17 protein-coding genes are annotated in these 19,772 nt (G+C 43.7%); 4 read left to right on the forward strand and 13 right to left on the reverse strand.

Translation table 11 applies throughout. The features are described from left to right. Together F3H20_RS18330 and F3H20_RS18335 are read right to left on the reverse strand one after the other, a co-directional pair. The coding region (locus F3H20_RS18330; RefSeq protein WP_149736264.1) for a transposase at nucleotides 1–235 on the reverse strand (235 nt) is incomplete at its 3' end. A 679-nt stretch (nucleotides 236–914) separates the two neighbouring features. Beyond that, nucleotides 915–2,432, reverse strand: a complete 1,518-nt coding sequence (locus tag F3H20_RS18335) for a dihydrolipoyl dehydrogenase family protein (protein WP_149736287.1) — start codon at nucleotides 2,430–2,432, stop codon at nucleotides 915–917. A gap of 751 nt (nucleotides 2,433–3,183) precedes the next feature. Between F3H20_RS18335 and F3H20_RS18340 the strand changes: the two genes are divergently transcribed. Continuing rightward, nucleotides 3,184–3,714, forward strand: a complete 531-nt coding sequence (locus tag F3H20_RS18340; RefSeq protein WP_223191845.1) for a flavin reductase family protein — start codon at nucleotides 3,184–3,186, stop codon at nucleotides 3,712–3,714. A 361-nt stretch (nucleotides 3,715–4,075) separates the two neighbouring features. Here F3H20_RS18340 and F3H20_RS18345 read toward each other — a convergent pair whose 3' ends face one another. The 11 genes from F3H20_RS18345 to F3H20_RS18390 all read right to left on the reverse strand — a co-directional run bounded on the left by F3H20_RS18345 (nucleotide 4,076) and on the right by F3H20_RS18390 (nucleotide 17,526). Further along, nucleotides 4,076–5,035: a glycyl-radical enzyme activating protein gene (locus tag F3H20_RS18345; RefSeq protein ID WP_149736289.1), complete on the reverse strand. Its 960-nt coding sequence runs from the start codon at nucleotides 5,033–5,035 to the stop codon at nucleotides 4,076–4,078. Next, nucleotides 4,998–7,352, reverse strand: a complete 2,355-nt coding sequence (locus tag F3H20_RS18350; protein WP_149736290.1) for a glycyl radical protein — start codon at nucleotides 7,350–7,352, stop codon at nucleotides 4,998–5,000. Before F3H20_RS18350 ends, F3H20_RS18345 begins: the two co-directional genes overlap by 38 nt. A gap of 82 nt (nucleotides 7,353–7,434) precedes the next feature. Continuing rightward, nucleotides 7,435–8,127: an aspartate/glutamate racemase family protein gene (locus F3H20_RS18355; RefSeq protein WP_149736291.1), complete on the reverse strand. Its 693-nt coding sequence runs from the start codon at nucleotides 8,125–8,127 to the stop codon at nucleotides 7,435–7,437. 77 nt (nucleotides 8,128–8,204) lie between these two features. Further along, nucleotides 8,205–9,014: a TrmB family transcriptional regulator gene (locus F3H20_RS18360; RefSeq protein ID WP_149736292.1), complete on the reverse strand. Its 810-nt coding sequence runs from the start codon at nucleotides 9,012–9,014 to the stop codon at nucleotides 8,205–8,207. Nucleotides 9,015–9,355: 341 nt separating this feature from the next. Next, on the reverse strand, nucleotides 9,356–10,636 hold the full coding sequence (locus F3H20_RS18365) for a Y-family DNA polymerase (RefSeq protein ID WP_149736293.1): 1,281 nt from the start codon (nucleotides 10,634–10,636) through the stop codon (nucleotides 9,356–9,358). Beyond that, nucleotides 10,623–10,784 (reverse strand): hypothetical protein, encoded by a 162-nt coding sequence (locus tag F3H20_RS20230; protein ID WP_223191846.1) that lies wholly within the window; start codon nucleotides 10,782–10,784, stop codon nucleotides 10,623–10,625. Before F3H20_RS20230 ends, F3H20_RS18365 begins: the two co-directional genes overlap by 14 nt. A 260-nt stretch (nucleotides 10,785–11,044) precedes the next feature. Continuing rightward, nucleotides 11,045–11,587, reverse strand: coding sequence for a GNAT family N-acetyltransferase (locus tag F3H20_RS18370; protein WP_223191848.1), 543 nt, complete (start codon nucleotides 11,585–11,587; stop codon nucleotides 11,045–11,047). Between the two features lie 320 nt (nucleotides 11,588–11,907). Next, a complete protein-coding gene (locus F3H20_RS18375) occupies nucleotides 11,908–15,021 on the reverse strand; it encodes an efflux RND transporter permease subunit (protein ID WP_149736295.1) in 3,114 nt (1,037 codons plus the stop codon). After that, complete coding sequence (locus F3H20_RS18380; protein ID WP_149736296.1) at nucleotides 15,018–16,127, reverse strand: efflux RND transporter periplasmic adaptor subunit; 1,110 nt, start codon at nucleotides 16,125–16,127, stop codon at nucleotides 15,018–15,020. The genes F3H20_RS18375 and F3H20_RS18380 overlap by 4 nt, the downstream gene beginning before the upstream one ends. Nucleotides 16,128–16,556: 429 nt before the next feature. Beyond that, a complete protein-coding gene (locus tag F3H20_RS18385) occupies nucleotides 16,557–16,820 on the reverse strand; it encodes a hypothetical protein (protein ID WP_149736297.1) in 264 nt (87 codons plus the stop codon). 25 nt (nucleotides 16,821–16,845) lie between these two features. Continuing rightward, nucleotides 16,846–17,526 (reverse strand): TetR/AcrR family transcriptional regulator, encoded by a 681-nt coding sequence (locus F3H20_RS18390; RefSeq protein WP_149736298.1) that lies wholly within the window; start codon nucleotides 17,524–17,526, stop codon nucleotides 16,846–16,848. A 330-nt stretch (nucleotides 17,527–17,856) separates the two neighbouring features. On the opposite strand from F3H20_RS18390, the gene F3H20_RS18395 reads away from it, so the two are divergent. The 3 genes from F3H20_RS18395 to F3H20_RS18405 all read left to right on the forward strand — a co-directional run. Further along, the gene (locus F3H20_RS18395; protein WP_149736299.1) at nucleotides 17,857–18,498 is read left to right on the forward strand and encodes an ABC transporter permease; all 642 of its coding nucleotides are present in this window, start codon (nucleotides 17,857–17,859) and stop codon (nucleotides 18,496–18,498) included. A 304-nt stretch (nucleotides 18,499–18,802) separates the two neighbouring features. Continuing rightward, nucleotides 18,803–19,456: an SDR family NAD(P)-dependent oxidoreductase gene (locus F3H20_RS18400; RefSeq protein ID WP_188128411.1), complete on the forward strand. Its 654-nt coding sequence runs from the start codon at nucleotides 18,803–18,805 to the stop codon at nucleotides 19,454–19,456. A 49-nt stretch (nucleotides 19,457–19,505) separates the two neighbouring features. Further along, nucleotides 19,506–19,772, forward strand: a 267-nt coding sequence (locus F3H20_RS18405) for a transposase (RefSeq protein ID WP_188128412.1), incomplete at its 3' end; no start/stop codon positions are given.

The following is a 19,772-nucleotide window of genomic DNA, read 5'->3' on the forward strand; positions in this document are numbered from 1 at the left end:
TCCGGAGACGTTGAAGTTCTTTTCGCAAGGCGATAAGCTCATTTTCTTCCGCTGGGCGATTGTCCTTCTCTTTGAAGGAGCCGCTGGTTTGGGACTGCTTGATCCAGCGATCTAACGCAGATGCGGTGAGCTCATATTCTGCCACTATCACGGCTCTAGGTTTTCCGTTTTCATAGAGTTGAACCATCTGGCTTTTGAATTCGCTTGTAAATGTACGACGGGCTTGTTTGGACATGGTAGAGATCCACTCCTTAACTTGATAAGTTTATTCTACATGCCCTTATTTTTTCTGTCCAACTTAGTGTAGCCGATCCATCTTAAGGTTTACGAAAGCAGCCCATGTGACTTTATCTATTAGTTTGGAAATAGGAGGAGGCATTTTAAAATACAGGGTTTTCCCTCTCCCGCTTCGTAACAAATAGTGATTCAGTGTATACCAGTCTAATTTCTAGTGACCCTTTAATGTTGATAGCATTCACAGTCATTGTACCCCATCTTCAGCAATGTAATTCAGTACCTTTGATTGATCAGCCATGACCGCAGCCAAAAATCCGACAATTGTCTTGTGAGCAAAAACATTACAACAACGGTAACTCCTAAGCTATAATGGTCAAAAAGAAGTTGCATTATAAATAATCCATACACTTTTAGAGGGCAAGAATAGGAGATAAGCTCCATCATTCTCTTCTTTATAGTTTTCACTAAAAACCATGAAAAATTGACGAGCCAGTTAGCAGCAGAGAAGTTGTGGGGAATAAACCTATAAAATTAGCGCATACAACTTAATTGTATGCGCTAATTTTAAACAGCATATGGCTTATTTCCAGGAAATAACAGATTCCCTAGCAGCCTTATTTAGTAGGAGTATTTTTTGAGTTCTTCCCGTCAACTGAACGATTTTGCTTCCGTATGTTTTAGTGTTTTCCTCCTAGATAATATTCTACCCACATAATTACTTCAGATAACGAAGGGTGTGGGGTCATTGTCTCGCCTATACTTTTCACGGAGTGCGGATCTAAATAGCGAGTCATCCTGGAGGCGCGCAGTTCCTTTACCGCCTTAGATGCAATATGTTCATTGATCGGTGTAAGTTTAGTTTCACCGGCATTCATAAGATTAATAAATGGTTGAAGTAGAATGGACGCTTGCGGCCCGATTAAATGGATTCCTAGAATAGCGTTTGTTTTTTTATCGACCACAATTTTAACAAATCCATCATGCTCGTCTCCTGGATCAAATCCAAGGGCAAATCCTTTGGCGGTCGAAGAATAGTGATGCTTGGCAGTTACTATCTCATAGCCTAACTGAATGGCCTGCTGCTCTGTCAATCCCACGTGAGCAACTTCAGGATGCGTGAAAGTTACAACGGGTACCAAATCATAACGAGCCCAACGCCAGTCTTGTTGTTTGTGCTCGCCAAACAAGTTGTAAGCGACTATCTCAGCTTCATAATTTGCTTTATGTCGAAATGGCGCTTCACCATTTACATCACCAAACGCCCAGATACCATCAACATTTGTCTCCAAGAACTCATTCGTATGAATCCACCCTCGGCTATCGGTTATGATGCTTGTATTTTCCAAATGTAAAAGCTCCGTGTTTGGGCGTATTCCCGATGCGAGCAAAATTTCTTCTGCTCGGACTTCGCAAGTTTCACTAGTTATTTTGTCAGAAAAGGTTAGAACTTTTTCACCGTTTTCTAACCTTACAGCAATTGGTAGTTGATTTAACAATACGTTAATACCAAGCCTACGAAGATCCTTTAAGATTTGGGCAGAGATTTCTTCATCTTCCTTAATTAAGAGACGAGTATTGCGCTGTACCAAAGTAACCTGCGTACCTGCAGCAGCAAATACATGAGCAAACTCGGTCCCAATAGGACCACCGCCAAGAATGACTAAACTTTTATATGGTTTTTTAGGATACTTATCACCAAATAGCGTTTCAGAGGTTACATAACCAGCCTCTTCCAAGCCATCAAATGAAGTTACATTCGTTCGCGACCCAACGGCAATGAAAATTTTGTTGGCTGTAAACTCTTCTGATAGGGTACCATCCTTTAACGCTACCTGTAATACCTTTTCTCTTGTAAAATAACCCGTTCCCTGATAGACATCCAGATTTTCCATTGCCTTAAAATAGGCTAAAACATCATTGCTTTCCCCTATTTTCTGCCATACGCGCCGGGAAACTGTCTCCCAGTTCATGCTTGCCGGGGCTACGTCGACACCAATCTTCGACAAGCCATCGATTTCTCTAATATAGTCTGCAGCCGTAACCATTACCTTAGTAGGAATACAGCCGCGAGTTAAGCACGTCCCCCCAAATCGTCCTTTTTCTATCATAGCGCATTTTAATCCTTGCTCAAGGGCTGCATCTAAGACAATATTGGCAGAACCTGATCCGATTACTATAACATCGTACTGATTCATTCCATTTACTCCTCTTCCATTCAGATTTCTTAGTTATAAATACGCTACACGATACTATAGGGTGCATTTTCTGGAAGCACCTGCATCTATAGCTTGTTTAAAGCCTCAAAATTTTTTTGGAATTATTGAAATAAATACAACGATATTCCAAAATTTTCGGTTACTAGCGCCAAACAAGTTTTATCCGATTTTTACAGCATGGAACACACTCAGGGTTAGCCGCGGGATGTTCAAAACGACATGTTGATCAGTCTTAAAGCATTATTCACCTTTTCCGTTATGTCCACCCACATAATCCGCCCTTTCAAGGAAGGTTCCACCAGCCATCGGCCTCGCATATAAGATCGCTTTTCATCTACTAACTATCAATGTAAAAAAGCAATTTATTAGACTTGTATTTTGAGGAAATAACGCCGACTAAGATGATTATCAAACCACTCTAGTCGGCGTTTTCCCTTCACACTCATCTTCATACCCGACGTTCTTTGCAACTAGGACTTCTTGTCTCCGGGTAAAATAGCCATGAATTATTTCTCCAGTTATTATATATATAGTCACGGTGTGCTCAAAAGGCCGGTCAAAGGAATATTTCAATTTCTCAGTGAAATAATAAAAGAAAATAGGCAGTCGGTTACTTCCATCTTGGCATAATGTCTGTGAAAAGCCCAACATTACTGCTCAAAGCCGTAGATACTAAATCTGTAAGGGAGGTCTTAAACTGAAAAAAATAAAAATGCTGACCAGGTCCGCTATGCCCTTTCCAACTATCCTTGTAGGCGCGGATGTTAGCGGCAGACCCAATTACTGTACAGTTGGCGCTTGCGGGGTAGTGAATTTGGAGCCGATGCTGTATGTTTCTTTAAAAGAAACGCATTATACAACCGCCGGTATTAAGGCGAGCGGCTTTTTCAGCGTAAATCTGCCCTCGCCGGACTTGGCTGAGAAAACTGATTTCTGTGGTGTGGTATCAGGAAAAACAACAGATAAATCGAAACTGTTCACCCCGTTTTACGATGAGGCAGGCAGAGCGCCGATGATACAAGAATGCCCAATCAATATACTTTGCAAGGTAACCCAAACGATTACTTTATCGGGATTCTTGATGTTTCTGGGCGAAATAGTAGCTGTTTATGCAAATGAAAAAGGCTTAACGGACGGGCAGATCGATCCTATAAAAATAAATCCAATGATTATGATGTATCCCTCATATTTTGAATTAGGCAAGGTTGTCGGCACGGTGTTCAAGGATGGCACAGCGTACAAAAAATCACTGGACATTTGACACACTAGGTACTTGCTCTCCCCGGCAAATGGCAAATCATATTCTTCTAGCGTTACTGGAATACCGCTATATCCATTTACCATTTTTGGAAAAAGCTAATCGAATGCTCTTTTAAAAAAATTAGGAGGCTGACTATGAGTGTGTTCGATAAATTTATCCAGAAAGAACTGATAAAAACGAAAATGAAATCTTTTTCGTGATATAACCAGTAGATTTCTATAAATCATCTTCTTCCGCCGATTCGGGCGGATTTTTTTGTTAATACGTATGAGATTAGCGTGACCACAATGCTTGCATACTACGAGGAAATTAACCCCATTATATTAGGCTGCCATTTGCGGTTTGATAGCCGCAAAATACTTTAAACCTCCATGCTGAAGTTCTTAATCCCTGCACTTTTCGCCACTTCTCTAAATTCATTCATTTTATTTTCAGTATGCATTCTCGGATTTTCTGCAAAGCAGTATTCCATTTCCATTAAGCTATATTTTGCCTGCGCTAAAGGGTTATAGTTCAACAGTTCATATTTTACCTCAGGATAAATATTGGCAATAAATTTTGCTATAGAAAAAACATTTTCTTTCCCGGCTGTCATAGTTGGAATAAGTGGTGTTCTAATAATTACTTGATCCCTTTTGTTCGACATTAGAAGGAATCTTATATTGTCTTTAATCTTGTCATTTGTCACTTTAGTTAATTCTTTGTGTTTTTGGCTATCAAATACTTTAAAATCAGCATAGATTGTATCTAAATAGCGGAGCGCCTTTTCAACTACCCTCTGATCTGCATACAGCGAAGTCTCTATCGCAGTGTGAACCCCCGCTTCGTGAAATGCTTTCAACAATGCAATTGCAAAATCTTCTTGCAAAAGCGGTTCTCCTCCCGATAAGGTTATCCCTCCGCCATGCCGGAAAAAAGCTGCATCCTTTAAGCCCACTTCTACTAATTCTTCTACCGTATATGATTTGCAATCCATGGTTAAACAGGCCGCCGGACAAGCATCAATTGGAGCTTCCCATTCATCTGTAGCCGTTCTGTCAATATGCAGCCTGCCCCCTTTTAAGGTAATGGAATTGCCTTTACATACTTGGGTACAGGTTCCACAATGTATACACTGATTTTTCAAATACATAAGCCGTGGCTTTAGCGAAAGGCCTTCCGGATTATGACACCAAACACACCGCAATGGACATCCTTTTAAAAACAAAGTTGTTCGAATCCCGGCACCGTCGTGGGTAGAAAACCTTCGAATATCAAATAGATTGCCCTTTATTTTTTTTATATCATAAGTCTCCATAACTTGTTCTGGCAATAATTTCATTCTGTAATTCACCTGCCAGTTCCGTAAAGTAAGCAGTATATCCTGCCACTCTCACAGTTAAACTTCTATATTTTTCAGGATCTCTTTGTGCTGCAAGTAAATCTTCTTTTCTTAGTACATTAAATTGGATATGTGGTATCTCCAAATCTACAAAGGCTCTCAAAAACTTTGTAAATTTATCAATATTAGTTTCCGTTTTAAAGAATTCCGGTAAAAATTTCATATTCAACAGTCCTCCATTGGTAGTTAAATGATTATCCAATAAAGAAACAGATTTTAATACAGCTGTTGGTCCGGCAATATCTCTTCCATATACAGGAGACATGCCACCATCGGCTAACGGAGTTGTTGCATATCTTCCATCTGCTGAGGCTCCCACATTTTCACCCATCGGTACATGAGCGGAGACGGTATACATTCCCGTATGATATCTTCCCCCCCGATAATTGGTATAATGACTTAACTTTTCACTAAAAAATTCGGCCCATTTTGCACCAAGCTCATCAACGTAAGCAATGTCATTACCATACTTCGGTGCACGTTTAAGCAACATGGTGCGAATAACCTCATAACCTTCAAAATTGCATTGTAAGGCATTTAATAACTCTTCTTTTAAAATTCGTTTTTCTTCATATACTAAAAGTTTAATGGCTGCCAGACTATCGGCTAAATTAGCAATTTGAATCATTTGAATACCAGATAAGTTATACACCGCTCCCCCTGCAGTCACATCCATGCCTTTCTCTAAGCAGTTATCAATAACTGCCGATAAAAAAGGCGAAGGGAGAATATCGATATGCGCTTTTTCCACTTGCTCACAAGCCGGAATCATTTTTTCTATGAAATAGTTTATGTTTTTAGCAAAAGCATCTTCCAAGTCTTCAAAAGTATTATAGTCCATTAGCTTCCCAAAATCAGGGCCAATATCTTTTCCATTTAACAGACATTTCCCATTGTTTAAAGTTAATTCCAAAACCTTATTTAAATTAAACATGGCAGCATCGCTCCACCCAAGGTTATTGCCTTGGGTAGTAAGCTCAACGCAACCTACAATAGCATAATCTCTGGCATCTTTTTCGGACACGCCCAGATTCATCATGGAAGAAATAATGGCTTCATCGTTAAAGAACTGCGGCATTCCACTACCTTTAGCAACTACTTTTATTGCTTCTTTTAATAAAAGTTCATTAGTTCCCTTATGGAGCCTTACCGACAGGTTGGGTTGTGGCAGACCCAGATGTTCCTGAGCTTTTAGAAATAGAAAAGATAGTTCATTGGAAAAGTCGTTACCGTTTTCATCTTGGCCGCCAATTGCAATATTAAAACCAATGGGAAATCCTGCAAAATATTTAGCGCTATGGGAATTTCTCAGATAAACAATTTGATTAAATTTTAACCAAATGCATTCTATGATTTCTAATGCCGTCTGTTTATCAATTTTACCGCTTTCTATATCTTTTTTGTAATACGGATATAAAAAACTATCCATTCTTCCCGGGGAAAAAGAAGATGCATTAGATTCCATATGAAGGATTACAAATAGGAACCAAATCGATTGAACCGCCTCATGAAAGGAACCAGGCGGTTTCATACTTAGATTTTTACAAATAACCGCAACCTCAAGCATATTCGCTTTATCAGCAGCATCAATCTCCTGCTTTGCCTTTTCTACCAGAAGGTCATGATATCGCATAATAAATGCTTGAGCACCTTCCATTACTAAAATGACACTTTGATAAAAATCATATTGCTTTCCGGTTGCATTTTCTAATTTTGCAATAGCTTGTTGCTTTAATTCCCCCGGCCCGTATTGTAACCATTTTGTGCAGCTGGGACAAATATGCCCTTGTGCATGATCCTTTTGATTGATTTTTACTACCTTGGCGATCTCATCAATTTCCTGCCCATATCGGGTCTTAATCACATCTTCTAATGACTTACCCTTAAAATATGGTCTAATTATTTTTTTAAAACTGCTAATATCCGCCTTGCGTACATTGAATTTATCTTGTGGCCTGCTTGGAAGGATTTCAAATTCGCGATCAATCCATGAACCTCCGCTCTCCGGAAATACGACTCCATGCCTTACCCCGATTGTACGATTCCCTACAATCCTCTCCTCTGGTTCTACTGCAATAGCCAACTGCAACAATGCATTTTTCAATGCGAGTGCCCGTTTGATGATTACTGGTTTCTCCTCATTTTCTTCATATGTCTTTTTAATAAGTAAGGCTTGCTCAATGGATACAAACCTTGGTTGAGCCATCATTTTTTCCTTTAGAATGCTGACCCGTTTTGTCTGGATTAAGTCTTCCATAGCTAGCCTCCTTGATTTATAATTATTTCCTATTATCTCTTATTGCTTATCTGATTATAGTAGAAATCTATGCATCTTCGCATCAACCTATCGCTGCTTCAAATGCAGCCTTAGCATGCATAAACGTTGTATCGAATAACGGAATTGGCGAGTCTTTTTGTTTAACAAGCAAGCTAATCTCAGTACATCCGAGTATAATTCCCTGCGCTCCTCTTTCTGCAAGTTTATTCATAACTTCTTTATAGTATTTTTTTGATTCGTTGTTAATCGTCCCCATGCAAAGTTCATAATAAATAATATTACTTATTTTCTGGCGGTCAGTTTGTTCAGGAATTAATACCTCCAATCCAAATTTTTCGCGAAGCCGTCCAATATAGAATTCTTGCTCCATAGTAAAAACAGTTCCGAGGAACCCAACCTGTTTTATATGGTTGTTTACTAGACACTTACCTGTTTCGTCAGCAATATGGAGAAACGGAACGGAGATAGTACTCTGTATATCCTTTGCCACTTTATGCATTGTATTTGTACAAAGGAGAATAATGTCGCTTCCCGCCACCTCCAACGACTTCGCGGCATTAGCTAAAATAAATCCTATCCGCTCCCAGTCACCTTTGTCCTGCAGTTCCAGTATCTCAGCCAAATCAACACTAAACACAATGCATTTAGCCTGAGAAAAACCTCCCTTTTTCTCTTTTGCAAACCTATTAAGCAAGCGATAATATTCTGCCGTTGACTCCCAGCTCAAACCACCAATTAGACCAATTGTTTTCATTTGAACTCCTCCCCGCTCCTTCTTAGTGATTATTATTATAACTACTATCAGTTCCGGAAAAAGAAACGGTTCATTATTTATTTGAACCGTTCACCAGTGATTACATGAGTTAAATCAGCATCATTTCTCCATAGTGCATCCAGCTTGTCGGCGCCGAATTCTCTGGTTACCTCTTCGATCATTATGTCATGCCGGATATACTCCGTGGCAATCAGTACCAACGCGGGATCAGTCGTCTTAACCCCCCAGGGTACTACTGTTTCCATAAAGTTTGCGATAATCACTTCATGTTGGTCTCGCACTATTGTTGTCAAACACCCCCCCAGTCTTTTGCTAACCACACTTGGAGGCATGTAGTTATGGTGAAATGTTCTACCTACTGTTTGCCCTTCGCCGCCAAAAAGTACTGAAAATACGCGAATCCCACGTTCGATTGCCTTCTGTATATGAGGCTTTATTAGTGGTAACTGAGATTCCCATACCGAGATCCAAGCCTCTTTCTCAGTCTGATTAATCAGATGAATAATCTCATTTAATACAGACTCACGGCCACTGATATGGGCAATGACATTTAACTCGTTTGGACCTTTAAGGGTTCCCAATGTGTTTTCTACGTATTTCAATGTTTCATCCATATCATGCCGCAACCGGCCAACCATTTCTTTAACGGAAAGAGGTTCATACTTTACCGGATCACTCGGAACGATGAGTATTGCCCCCCGCTCAGTCAATTTTCCGAGTACTTCATAAATCATTGAACGAGGTACACCGGAACGTTTGCTTATTTCGTAGCCTGTAATTGGAGACGCCTGCAGCAAAGCGACATATGCCTTACATTCATATTTTGAGAACCCCAGCTTTTGAAGCTCATCATAAATTCGTTCGATTTACACCACGCTCCTCATAGTCGTTATGACAATAACTACTATAAATGTTATCAACTGAAATTAGTCTTGTCAATAGAAATAATGATATTAAAAAAAATATACTCCAAAGGCTTGCTATCCCATTTTTTGCAATTACTCACTCTCTCTTTTGCCCTGTGACAGGCCTTTCCTCAAAGGTAATTGTTGGAATGGTGGCAACCAAGCCCTTCCGTACATACATAAAGGCAGGAACCGATATTTTACCGGATTCCCGCCTTTACTGATGTGAGTATAAGTAATTCTATGCATTTTTTATTTATGAAGTTCTTGAGCTTTGCATAAAATATCAGAGCTAATTTATGTCATTCACTTTTCCCTTTATGTCCACCTACATAATCCGCCCGTTCAAGGAAAGTTCCACCAGACATCGACCCAGCATAAAAAATCGTTTTTTTGCCAAATCGCTTTCTTAGGTCATCTACTACTCCATCTATGGCATGGTTCTTTCCTTCTTCTCTTTCAAAAAACAGTTCCAACTGCTCATAGCTTTGTGGCACGATTTTCCCAGCAGTAATATTTACCGATCGTACCGCTTCACCTCGCCACCGTTTAATAAACTCCTGGCGTGTCGCTTCGCTAATGATATCTGTTGAGTGTGCCGGGCGAATTAGCTTAATTCGTGCAGTAAAACCCATGTCAAGATTCCTATCCGAGTATCCTATACCCAGAAATACCTCTTGGCATTTTTCCCGGTGCTTACGCAGCCTAGCGCATACATCGCCCACCATTTCCTTGATGATCATTAGAATTTCTGCTTTTACGTAATAATCCCGCATTAATATCTGGTTTTTACTATAGGATTTACTTTTTGGCCGTTCCTTCTGGCTAATGATGCTGGCATCCAAGCCCCAGGCATGGTAATATAGCTGCAATCCCATTACGCCTAGAGTCTTTTGCAACCACACTGGATTAGCGTGAGCCAGCCCCTCAATCGTATAAATACCCATTCGTTTGAGTTTCCCATCATATCCTCTGGATATGCCCCAAAACGCAGTCAGTGGCTGTATTTTCCATACTGTTTCCGGTACCATCTCATACGTCCATTTTGCAATCCACGGAGGACGCTTTTTAGCTTCATTATCCAGTGCCAGTTTTGCCAACAGCGGATTATCGCCAATACCTACAGTCACAATAAGACCCAATTCATCCTTCACCGTTTTTAAGATGGCCTCCGCAATCGCCTCTGCGGGTCCAAACAAATGGTGCGATGCGGTAACATCCAACATGGACTCATCAATGCTATAAACGTGTAAATCTTCATCTGTTACAAACCGGCGGAATATATTCTGGATTGTCTGATTCACGTTGATATATAACGCCATATTGGGTTCTACTACCATAATCGGGGAATGCTTGGGAATTTCAAAGAGTCGATTTCCGGTCTTGATATTATATTCCGATTTAACCCTCGGACTGCTGGCCAGCACGACCGCACCGGCTCTCCTCAAATCCGATACTACAGCAATATAGGCTTCTAGAGGGTCAAGCCCCCGCCGAACCGCCTCTACGGACGCAAAAAATGATTTTACATCGATGCATAATACACTTCTTCGGGGAAAATGAGAAAAATCAACTATCCCCATCGCTTTTTCCTTCTTGCGCTTTCATCTGTTCGTTATGCTCAGACAGTAGCATTCCCGCCCACTTGATCATACATCGGTCGAAGTAAACGATCCGAGCCATCTGCTGATAAATAGGGATACTCAGTAAATCTATTGTATGTTCGCTCATCACTATCCGCCTCCATTTACATAATACCAGAACGTATGTTCTGTGTAAATATCAGCACCCCTGGTAATTTATTCTAATTTTAATGGAAATAAAATCGGCTGAGATGGTCATCAAAACCACTCCAACCTGTTTTTTTCACACAAAGCTAATTATCCTAGGTAAGCAATAAGTAAGAAAGAAAAAAGGCAACACTGCTCCCCCCTGTGCATAACACCATAAAAAAATAATTTCCCCGGCGCTTCTGATACCTTTTCTCACATTTACTGTTGCACCTCCAGTAGGTTCCATTCCTTCTTTAAAATAGCGTATTCAAACGTATTTTCGTACTTCGGAGTTCCATCCGGGTTTTGTATGAAAGCGATAAACTCTATAAAGTATGCTTCTCTACGCATACCGAGCCGCTCACAAAGTTTTTGTGAACGAACATTATAATCTTCTACATAGGCATAAATTCGTCTGGCATTCTTATCATTAAACAGGAATTTAAGAAATGCTCTTGCTGCTTCGCTTGCATATCCTTTTCCTTCGTATTTTTCGTTAAACTGCCAACCAACGCTGTAAGTATCCGGTTCATCTTTTGTTGCAAATAAATTCCCGATAACTGTATCAGTTTCCTTCAAACAAACCGCGAACTGTGTTTCATCTTTACTTCGTAGCATAACATTGGCAACGGCATCTTCAAATGTATTAAGCTTTTCATTAAAAAAGCAATTTACACGTGGATGGGAGAGATAATCCCATAATCCAGCAGCGTCATGCTCTTTAAATTTTCTTATAATTAATCTTTCTGTTTCAATTCTCATCAAATGAATACCGCCTTTTGTCAGATTAAACGCCGATTTCAGGATAAGTTCTTTAATTAACTAGTTTATTGTACCGGATAAGGCGTTGATTTATCGAATGTCGATGTTGAAATAAATATGTGTACTGCATTTTTCTTAACTTAATGACCCTTGTCCAAAGCTCTTGAACCCAGTCCTCGCCTTTATTCAAGGGCTTTGTTTAATTTCAGCTTAAGCATAGCACTCCCTGCGGTCATCTGGTACGCCGCGAAGCCGGCCAGCCATATCGCAGTAACGGTAATACCATGCTGTGATAATGTCATCCTGCCGGGGGAACGGCTTTATTTTGGGTGTCGGTAATGTGTACCGTTTACCGGTTCCTGAAAATTGGCTGGCCCGGCAGCTTGCCTCGCTCCGGAGGAACGGCGTGCTTTCCAGTCGCAGATAAGCGAATAAACGACTGGCACGACTACCAGGGTAAGTAATGTGGAGGTAATCAGGCCGCCAATGATGACATGAGCCATGGGTGCACGGGCCTCAGCGCCAGGACCGATGGACAAAGCAATAGGAAGCATTCCGAAAATCATGGCCACACTGGTCATCAAGATGGGGCGCAACCGGATGCGGGCAGCAACTACCAGGGCGTCATTGCAAGGAATAGCTTCCTGCATGCGTTGTTTGGCAAAGTCGATCAGGAGAATGGCGTTTTTGGTGACAAGGCCCATCAGCATCATGATACCAATGAGTGAAATCAGACTGAGGTCGCTGCCGGCCAAAAACAAACCAAACAGTGCGCCGATAACGGCTAATGGCAAAGAAAGCATAATGGCAAACGGTTCGCTGTAGCTTTCAAACTGCGCTGCCAGAATCATGAAGATGAAAGCGATTGCCAGGCCCAGGGCAACGCCCATGCTGGAAAAGGAATCGTCCATGTCCTCTGACTGGCCTGCGGCATCTGTCTGGTAACCTACCGGCATAGGGATATCTTCGACACTCGGGTAAAATCGATTATTGAAGTCGCCCAAAGTCGTCTTCTCCAGGTTGGCGGTCAGACGGATTTCCTTTTGCCGGTCAAAGCGGCCAATTTCCGCCGGACTTGTCGTATAGTGCCACTCTGTCACCTGGGGCAGAGGGATCAGCAATTTCTGCCCGTCGGTTTTTGTTTTTTCGCTGGGTACATAAATATTAGTCAGGCTTTCGGGACGGCTGCGGTCCATTGACGCCAGGCGCGCGCGAATATCGACGCGCTCATCACTGTCACTGTATTTGCCGATAACCGTCCCGTTCAGCAGGGTCTGAAGGGTGTTGCCGATGGTGGTGGTCGAAACGGCCAAATCATTAGCCTGCTCTTGTTTGATCGTAATATTCAGATTCGGCATGCCGGGACGATAAGTGGAAACAATATCTTGCACGCCGGGAATGGCTTCCATTTTTCTTTGCATCTGCTCGGCGATTTCTCCCAATGTCTCCATAGAATCGCCTGTTATGGAGACAGTAACGGGTTTACTGTCTCCTTGCTCAATATCGACCCGGACGCCGGGAAGGCGGTTAAGTTTGCTGCGCACTTCGCTGATCACATCGGCTTGCGTCCGCTGGCGTTCTTTTTTCGGCACTAGTGTGATAAACAGGACTTGGTCTCGGGAGGATGAGGTGCTGTAAATGTGCTGGATTTCGGGCAACGACCGGATTTCCTGAAGCATTTTTCGGGTGCTGTAATCCAACGCTTCCACAGTCGGTCCAGCCTGGGTTTTTACTTTAACGGTAAACTGTGACTGGTCAGTATTGGGAATAAAGGAGGAGCCCAGGTATGGAAACAGCAACAGGCTAAGCACAAATAAGGCCAGTGAGGCAATCAGTACTTTGGAACGATGCTTATGAAGCAGCTTTCTCAGTAACTCAGCGTAGACATCCGCTAATCGGTCAAACCAGCAATTCCATTTAGACCACCACTGTCCCAAACGACCTGATGTGTGGTGCTGGCCTACCGGTAGATACAAGGCCGCCATCATCGGTGTCAGGGTGAATGCAATGAAAAGGGACACCAGTACGGCAAAAGCAATGGTCAGCCCGAATTCCTTAAAAAACTGACCGACTACACCGGACATAAAGCCGACAGGGACAAACACGGCAACGACGGTGAAGGTAGTGGCCATAACCGCCAGGGCGATTTCCCTGGTCCCTTCCGCGGCGGCCTCTATAGCCGGCTTGCCCATTTGCCGGTGGCGGATAATATTTTCAATGACGACGATGGCGTCGTCGATTAAGAGGCCGACCGACAGCGACAAGCCTAGGAGCGACATGCTGTTGATGGAGAAATTGGCTAGCTTCATAAAAAAGAAGGTCGCCACAATGGAGGCGGGAATGGTCAGTGCGCTGATGACGGTGCTGCGCCAGTCGCCTAGAAACCACAGCACAATAATGACGGCAAAGAAACCGCCGATAATGAGGTCGTACCATACTTCATGAATAGAATCCTCCACTCGCTGAGCATCGTCGCGGACCAGATGTAAGGTAATGCCCGGCGGCAGGGTTTGCCGGATTTTTTCCAGCTCGGCTTTCACTTGCTTGGCGACGTTTACGGCATTGGCACCGGATTGCTTGCCGATTTCCAGGCTTATGGCCTGCTGGTCATCATAACGGGCGATGGCATCAAGGTCCTTGATGGTATCTTGGACGGTGCCAATTTGCCGGTAATAGACCTGTGCGCCGTTCCTGATGCCGATGACGACGGAGAGAAAATCCTCCGGAACTATGAAATTGCCGGCGGTGCGTACCGAAAGTTCCTGACTGGGTTCCGTCAGCTTGCCGGCCGGAATGTCTTGATTTTCCTGCTGCAGGCGCTGGGAGATTTCCGGTACAGAAAAACCTAGGGCAGCCACTTTGTCCCGGTCCAACAGTAACTGGATTTCACGTTTTTGCAAACCGGATATTTGGAGCTGGCCGACACCGCCAATTTTTTGTAGACGCGGTTTAAGCACGTCCTCAACCAGAATGCTCAATTCGCGTAGACTCGCTGTTTCACTGGTGAGTGCAACGGTAATGACGGGAGCCGCTTTCATATCGAAACGAGCGATGACCGGCTCTTTGATGTTGTCTGGCAGCTCGCTGCGAATGGCGCTGACCTTATCCCGGACATCCTGGGTAGCCATGGCCGGGTCGACATCCAGATTGAACTCAACGCCGATTTCCGCTTCACCTTCGCGGGAGATAGAGTAAATGTGCTTTACCCCTTTGGCTTCGCCGACCGCTTCTTCCACCTTCTTAGTCACTTGCGTGTCAATTTGTTCCGGCTGCGCACCTTCGTACATAATACTGACCGATACATAAGGGAAGGATACATCCGGCATTTCATCTACACTCATGCGAAAATAGCTGACAATACCCAATAAGATAAGGGCCAGAAGGCTAACGGTGGCAAAAACAGGGCGTTTGATGCTGATCTCCGGTAAACTCATGGATTGTTGCCCCCTTCGGTCAGCAAGGCATCCCCGTCTTTAATCTTGTCCAGGTTGTCAATGACCACAGACATGCCTGGCTTAAGTCCTGTTTTGACTTCCAGCAGGTCGCCGATCAAAGCGCCGGTTGTAATCAGTGTTTTTTCCGCTTGGCCGTTTACGGCCACATAGACATAATGGAGGCCCTTTTGAACCATGATCGCTGTTCGCGGCACCGCCAGAACAGCCTGCGGCTCGCCCGTTGCTAAAGTCGCGCGGGCAAACATGCCGGGCTTTAGCAGTTGTCCGGAATTATCGACTTTGATTTTCACCCGGAACATCCGGCTTTCGCTGCCGGCCACCGGATTGATGACCGCCACCGCTCCTTCAAATAACCGGGCAGGATAGGCGTCCACCGCAACGGTTGCGCCAGCCCCCGGTTTTGCTGCGGCAATATCTTCTTGCCCGACATTGACAACAACATAAACCCGGTCGATTTGCTCCACGGTCATTAACGCTGTACCCGGCGAAACAACCTGGCCGATGGTAGCCGCCTTATTAGCAACTACGCCGGCTACCGGACTCAGGATGCTGCCATCGGTGATCTGCTTCTGGGCATTATCCAGATTGGCGTACGCATTGTCAACCTCAGTGCGGTTGGTAATCATTCGGGCCTGGGCACTTTCCAGTTGTTGTTTGGTAACAGCATTTTTCGCAAACAGGCTATCATAGCGTTGATAATCGGCCCGGGCGGTATTGAAATTGGCTTCCGCCTGCCGGACGTTGTTCTGGGCGATACGCACGGCATTCGCCAGTTCTATGGTATCTAATGTCAGGAGCGCCGCGCCTTCGGGGACGGCCTGTCCATCTTCGACGAGCACCCGGTCAATTTTACCGGCAAAACGACTGCTGATGATAGCGGAGGTTAATCCTTCCACCGTACCGCTCAACTGAAGAGTGTTGGGCTTGGGTATTCGCCTTACAGCGACAATGGTGACAGCCATGGGACGGATGCTTAAGCTGGCCTGCTGCTGCGCATTGTAAATCCGCCAAACGGCAGTGCTGGCCAGCATTGCTACGATCAGTGTGAGCATTACAGTTCTGGTGCGCGGTTTTTTTTTGAACATGGGTATCCTCCTCCGTAATGGTGCCCGTCGCCTGTGCTAAATTAGGGCGTATTGGTTGTAGTCACAGGCTATTAGTGAAAACTGCCTGTGGTGATAGGTAATGCCTAAAATTCAAAGAGTATTATCATTTAGAGTGTGCCTTGAGTAATATGTAGCACGGTAATAGCCTTTCCCAGGTGAGGTTGATAAAAGATCCACCCCGGCCAGGCAGCAATTTTCGCACAGCTGGTACTCAAATATTTCATCGAAATAATATAAAGTGAAAAAGGTTGGATTGAAGCGCTGTCCACTACTGAACTGGGTCAGTTGAAAAGAAAAAAAAAGGCTGGGTAACAAAACACAAACTGTTTATCTACTGAATCAGGTCAGGTAAAAGGTAAAAAGACTATGGCGACGAGTACTGTGTCAGGCCCCGCACGGCATTTTCGGTCAGGATCGCTTTTTTTCAGTCTGCAGGATGTGAGTTTGATAAGCAGTGTGTAAATTAGCGACAACCTGATTCCAGGCATGAGCAAGGCTGGAGGGCACGCTAGTCAAACGCCGCTTAATTTCGGAGCCGCTAATTGACAGTCCTTGTGAGAAGGCCGGATTATTCTCCGACATTCCTGGTGCAGATCCGTTATATTTCAAACAAGGCATTCCAAGCAGGAGAAAAACTACGCCGCCTAAAATCAAGAATTTAATCTTTTTCATAATTTTTTCCTTTCTGCATAATGGTTTATCGACTTGCCGGTTGCGGGGTAAAAAGAACTGCATCATTTCCAAGCAATTCCTGCGGCCATGCAACGGATAATTGGAGAGCTCCTTCCTCGGTCCCCAGGATTCGTTCCAAGACGGCTTCGGCAACTTTTATCTTATTGCGAAGTATATCGGAAGGCTCCCGGAGATATAGAGCGTCCCACAAACATTCCAACGCACTCCAGAAAAAGGCAAGGGTTTCGTTTATACAGGTCACCTGCATGGTGCCTTCCTGATTTCCCTGCCTAATCAGGTCGACCAAGAGTGGATTAAAGACGTTTTTCGTCTCGCGCTGCCAGATTTGATAAAGCAAGTTGAATTGGTTTTCCTCACATAATTTTTCGAAAAGAACATCAAGCTGACTAGGAAGAGTCATCTGCAAAATAAAAGCCTGCAGTGTGCCTAACGCAGTGTCCCGGCGGCCCTTCAACCGGAAGGAAACAGCCAGTTCGGTGTCCCAACGGTTACATATGGCTTCCAGAATGGCTTCTTTGGTAGGAAAGTAGTAATAGAAAGTTCCTTTCGCTACACCGGCCCTTTTGACAATATCGATGATCATGGTTTGTTCGTAGCCGGCGGAGCAAAACAGCTCAAAGGCCGCATCGATCAACTCGGTCCGCCGGACTTCGGGATCTTTTCTTATTCTAGCGATAAACGGCACCCCCTAACTAATAAAACTGCATCATCTATTTATTCCATGAATAAGCTGCAATTATACTGACCTAAGTCAGTATAATTGTATAAGCAATGATAACCTTTGTCAACAAAAAGTGATCTTAGCCATATGGACGTTAAGTAAGACTAGAACGCTCGATTCTAACAAAAGTCTGATACCCATGCCGGCGGAAGCCCAAACTTTCTTCGAAAATGCAGGGATAACGCCTTTTCAAATATCTCAGATAAACTTGCCGCCAACCTTTTTAAAAGTAGACGCAGAAGATTTAGAGTCTTATTTCTTACGAATAATTGGCATGGACGGAGGTAACCCATCATGAAACACCTACGGGAAAATACCCGCAAAGCTACGCGGGATAAAATCAGCAACATGTTGACAGTCATGCAGGTTGAAGGGTTAAAGATGTTTCGGTCCAACATTTTTGGGATCACCATCATGGCTGCTATCTTGCTGCCACTACTGCTCGGCCTCTATACCTTTATCCTTAAAAACCCGGAAATCGCCTTGAATATGGGCCTGCTTGCCAGGGGAGGACAACTGAAAGGCACCGTAGACTGGCCTATTTATTTTTCCCTGCTGACCCAAATGATAAGCGGTATGTCTATCCTGATGTTTGGCTTTGTGGCAAGCTGGCTCTTCGGCCGGGAATATTCCGATCGAACCATCAAAGATTTACTGGCTCTTCCAGTTTCCCGTTTCGCCATAGTAACAGCCAAATTCATTGTAGCGGCTTTATGGGGCCTGCTGCTTTTCAGTATTGCCTTTTTCCTGGCCTTGTTGATCGGTAATGCAATCCAGCTTGACGGTTGGTCTACAGGCTATATGCTGCAGGCTTTATCCATTTTGAGCGGCACTGCTATACTTGTTCTTTTGGTAAGCACGCCCGTTGCCTTCTGGCAAGTTACACGCGAGGATATTGGGCTCCCATTGCCTTCGTTTTCTTATCTATGGTGCTGATTGACTTTGTCACAGCAATGGGTTATATCAAATATTATCCGTGGGGCATACCAATATTTTATGCCGTCCAAGGATTAGCTGGCGAGCATTTGTCTGTGCTCAGCCTGATGATTAACAGCTTCACAGGATTTTTAGGACTGTTGGCCACCTTTGCCTGGTGGCGCTTTGCCGACCAAACATGATCTGCATGCAAGCTGTAACTTTAACAATTCTAGTATCGGCTTCGTTTACATTTTGTTTAAAAAATAATGCTATGATGGCCATAATAAAAATAAGTCTCTCATTTATGAAAGGAGAAATAAACATGAAGGAAAATAAATTAATCGACAAAATAGCTCTCATCACCGGAGGCAACAGTGGTATTGGTTTGGCGACAGCCCGGCTGTTCAGGGAGCAAGGTGCCACCATCGCAATTGTGGGACAGAACAAAGACACCCTGGAAAACACCCGTCAGGAATTAGGCGGAAACACCCTGGCCGTGCAGGCCAATGTCGCCAATGTCACCGACCTGGACCGTGTAATGGCGCAAATTCGTGAAACATTTGGCAGGATTGACATTCTCTTTGCCAACGCCGGCATTTCAGAATGCCCACCAATTGAGGAAACGGAAGAAACCTTCTTCAACCACATTATGGGGATCAATGTAAAAGGCGTGTTCTTTTCCTTCGAAAAAGCATTGCCACTGTTTAGCCAGGGCGCTTCCGTCATATTTACCAGTTCTGTCGCTCATAAGCGGGGACGGCCCGGAGACCCGCTATATGCGGCAAGCAAAGCAGCCGTACGCAGCCTGGCCAGAACTCTGGCAGTTGACGAAAAGGTCTTGTCCAAAGGTATTCGAGTAAATGTCGTAAGTCCCGGCGCTATCCGTACACCACTGACCATACAGGACACCCCGGACATGCAAGCAGCAGTTCAAGCTTATATTGAAGCCAGCGAGACTATCCCGAAAACTGTGTAAACCTCCAAGATGGTGTAAAATAGAAGCACCGAACTTGGAGGTTTTAATTATGGTAAAAAGAAAAATCACCCCGGAACGACGAGAACAAAGAAAGAAATTACTAGAACTGCTACAAAGAGCCGGAATTAACGATGTTGCCGGAGTCCAGGAACTGTTTAAGGAAATGGTAAGTACCGTTTTAGAAAATGGACTGGAAGGCGAATTAGATGATGAATTAGGCTATAGCAAGTACGATTATCGTAATAAGGAAACCGATAATAGCCGTAACGGCTACAGCGAAAAAACACTAAAGACTAGCCTGGGCGATATAGAAATT

Origin of the sequence: Propionispora hippei DSM 15287 (assembly GCF_900141835.1) — a bacterium.
GTDB lineage: Bacteria > Bacillota > Negativicutes > Propionisporales > Propionisporaceae > Propionispora > Propionispora hippei.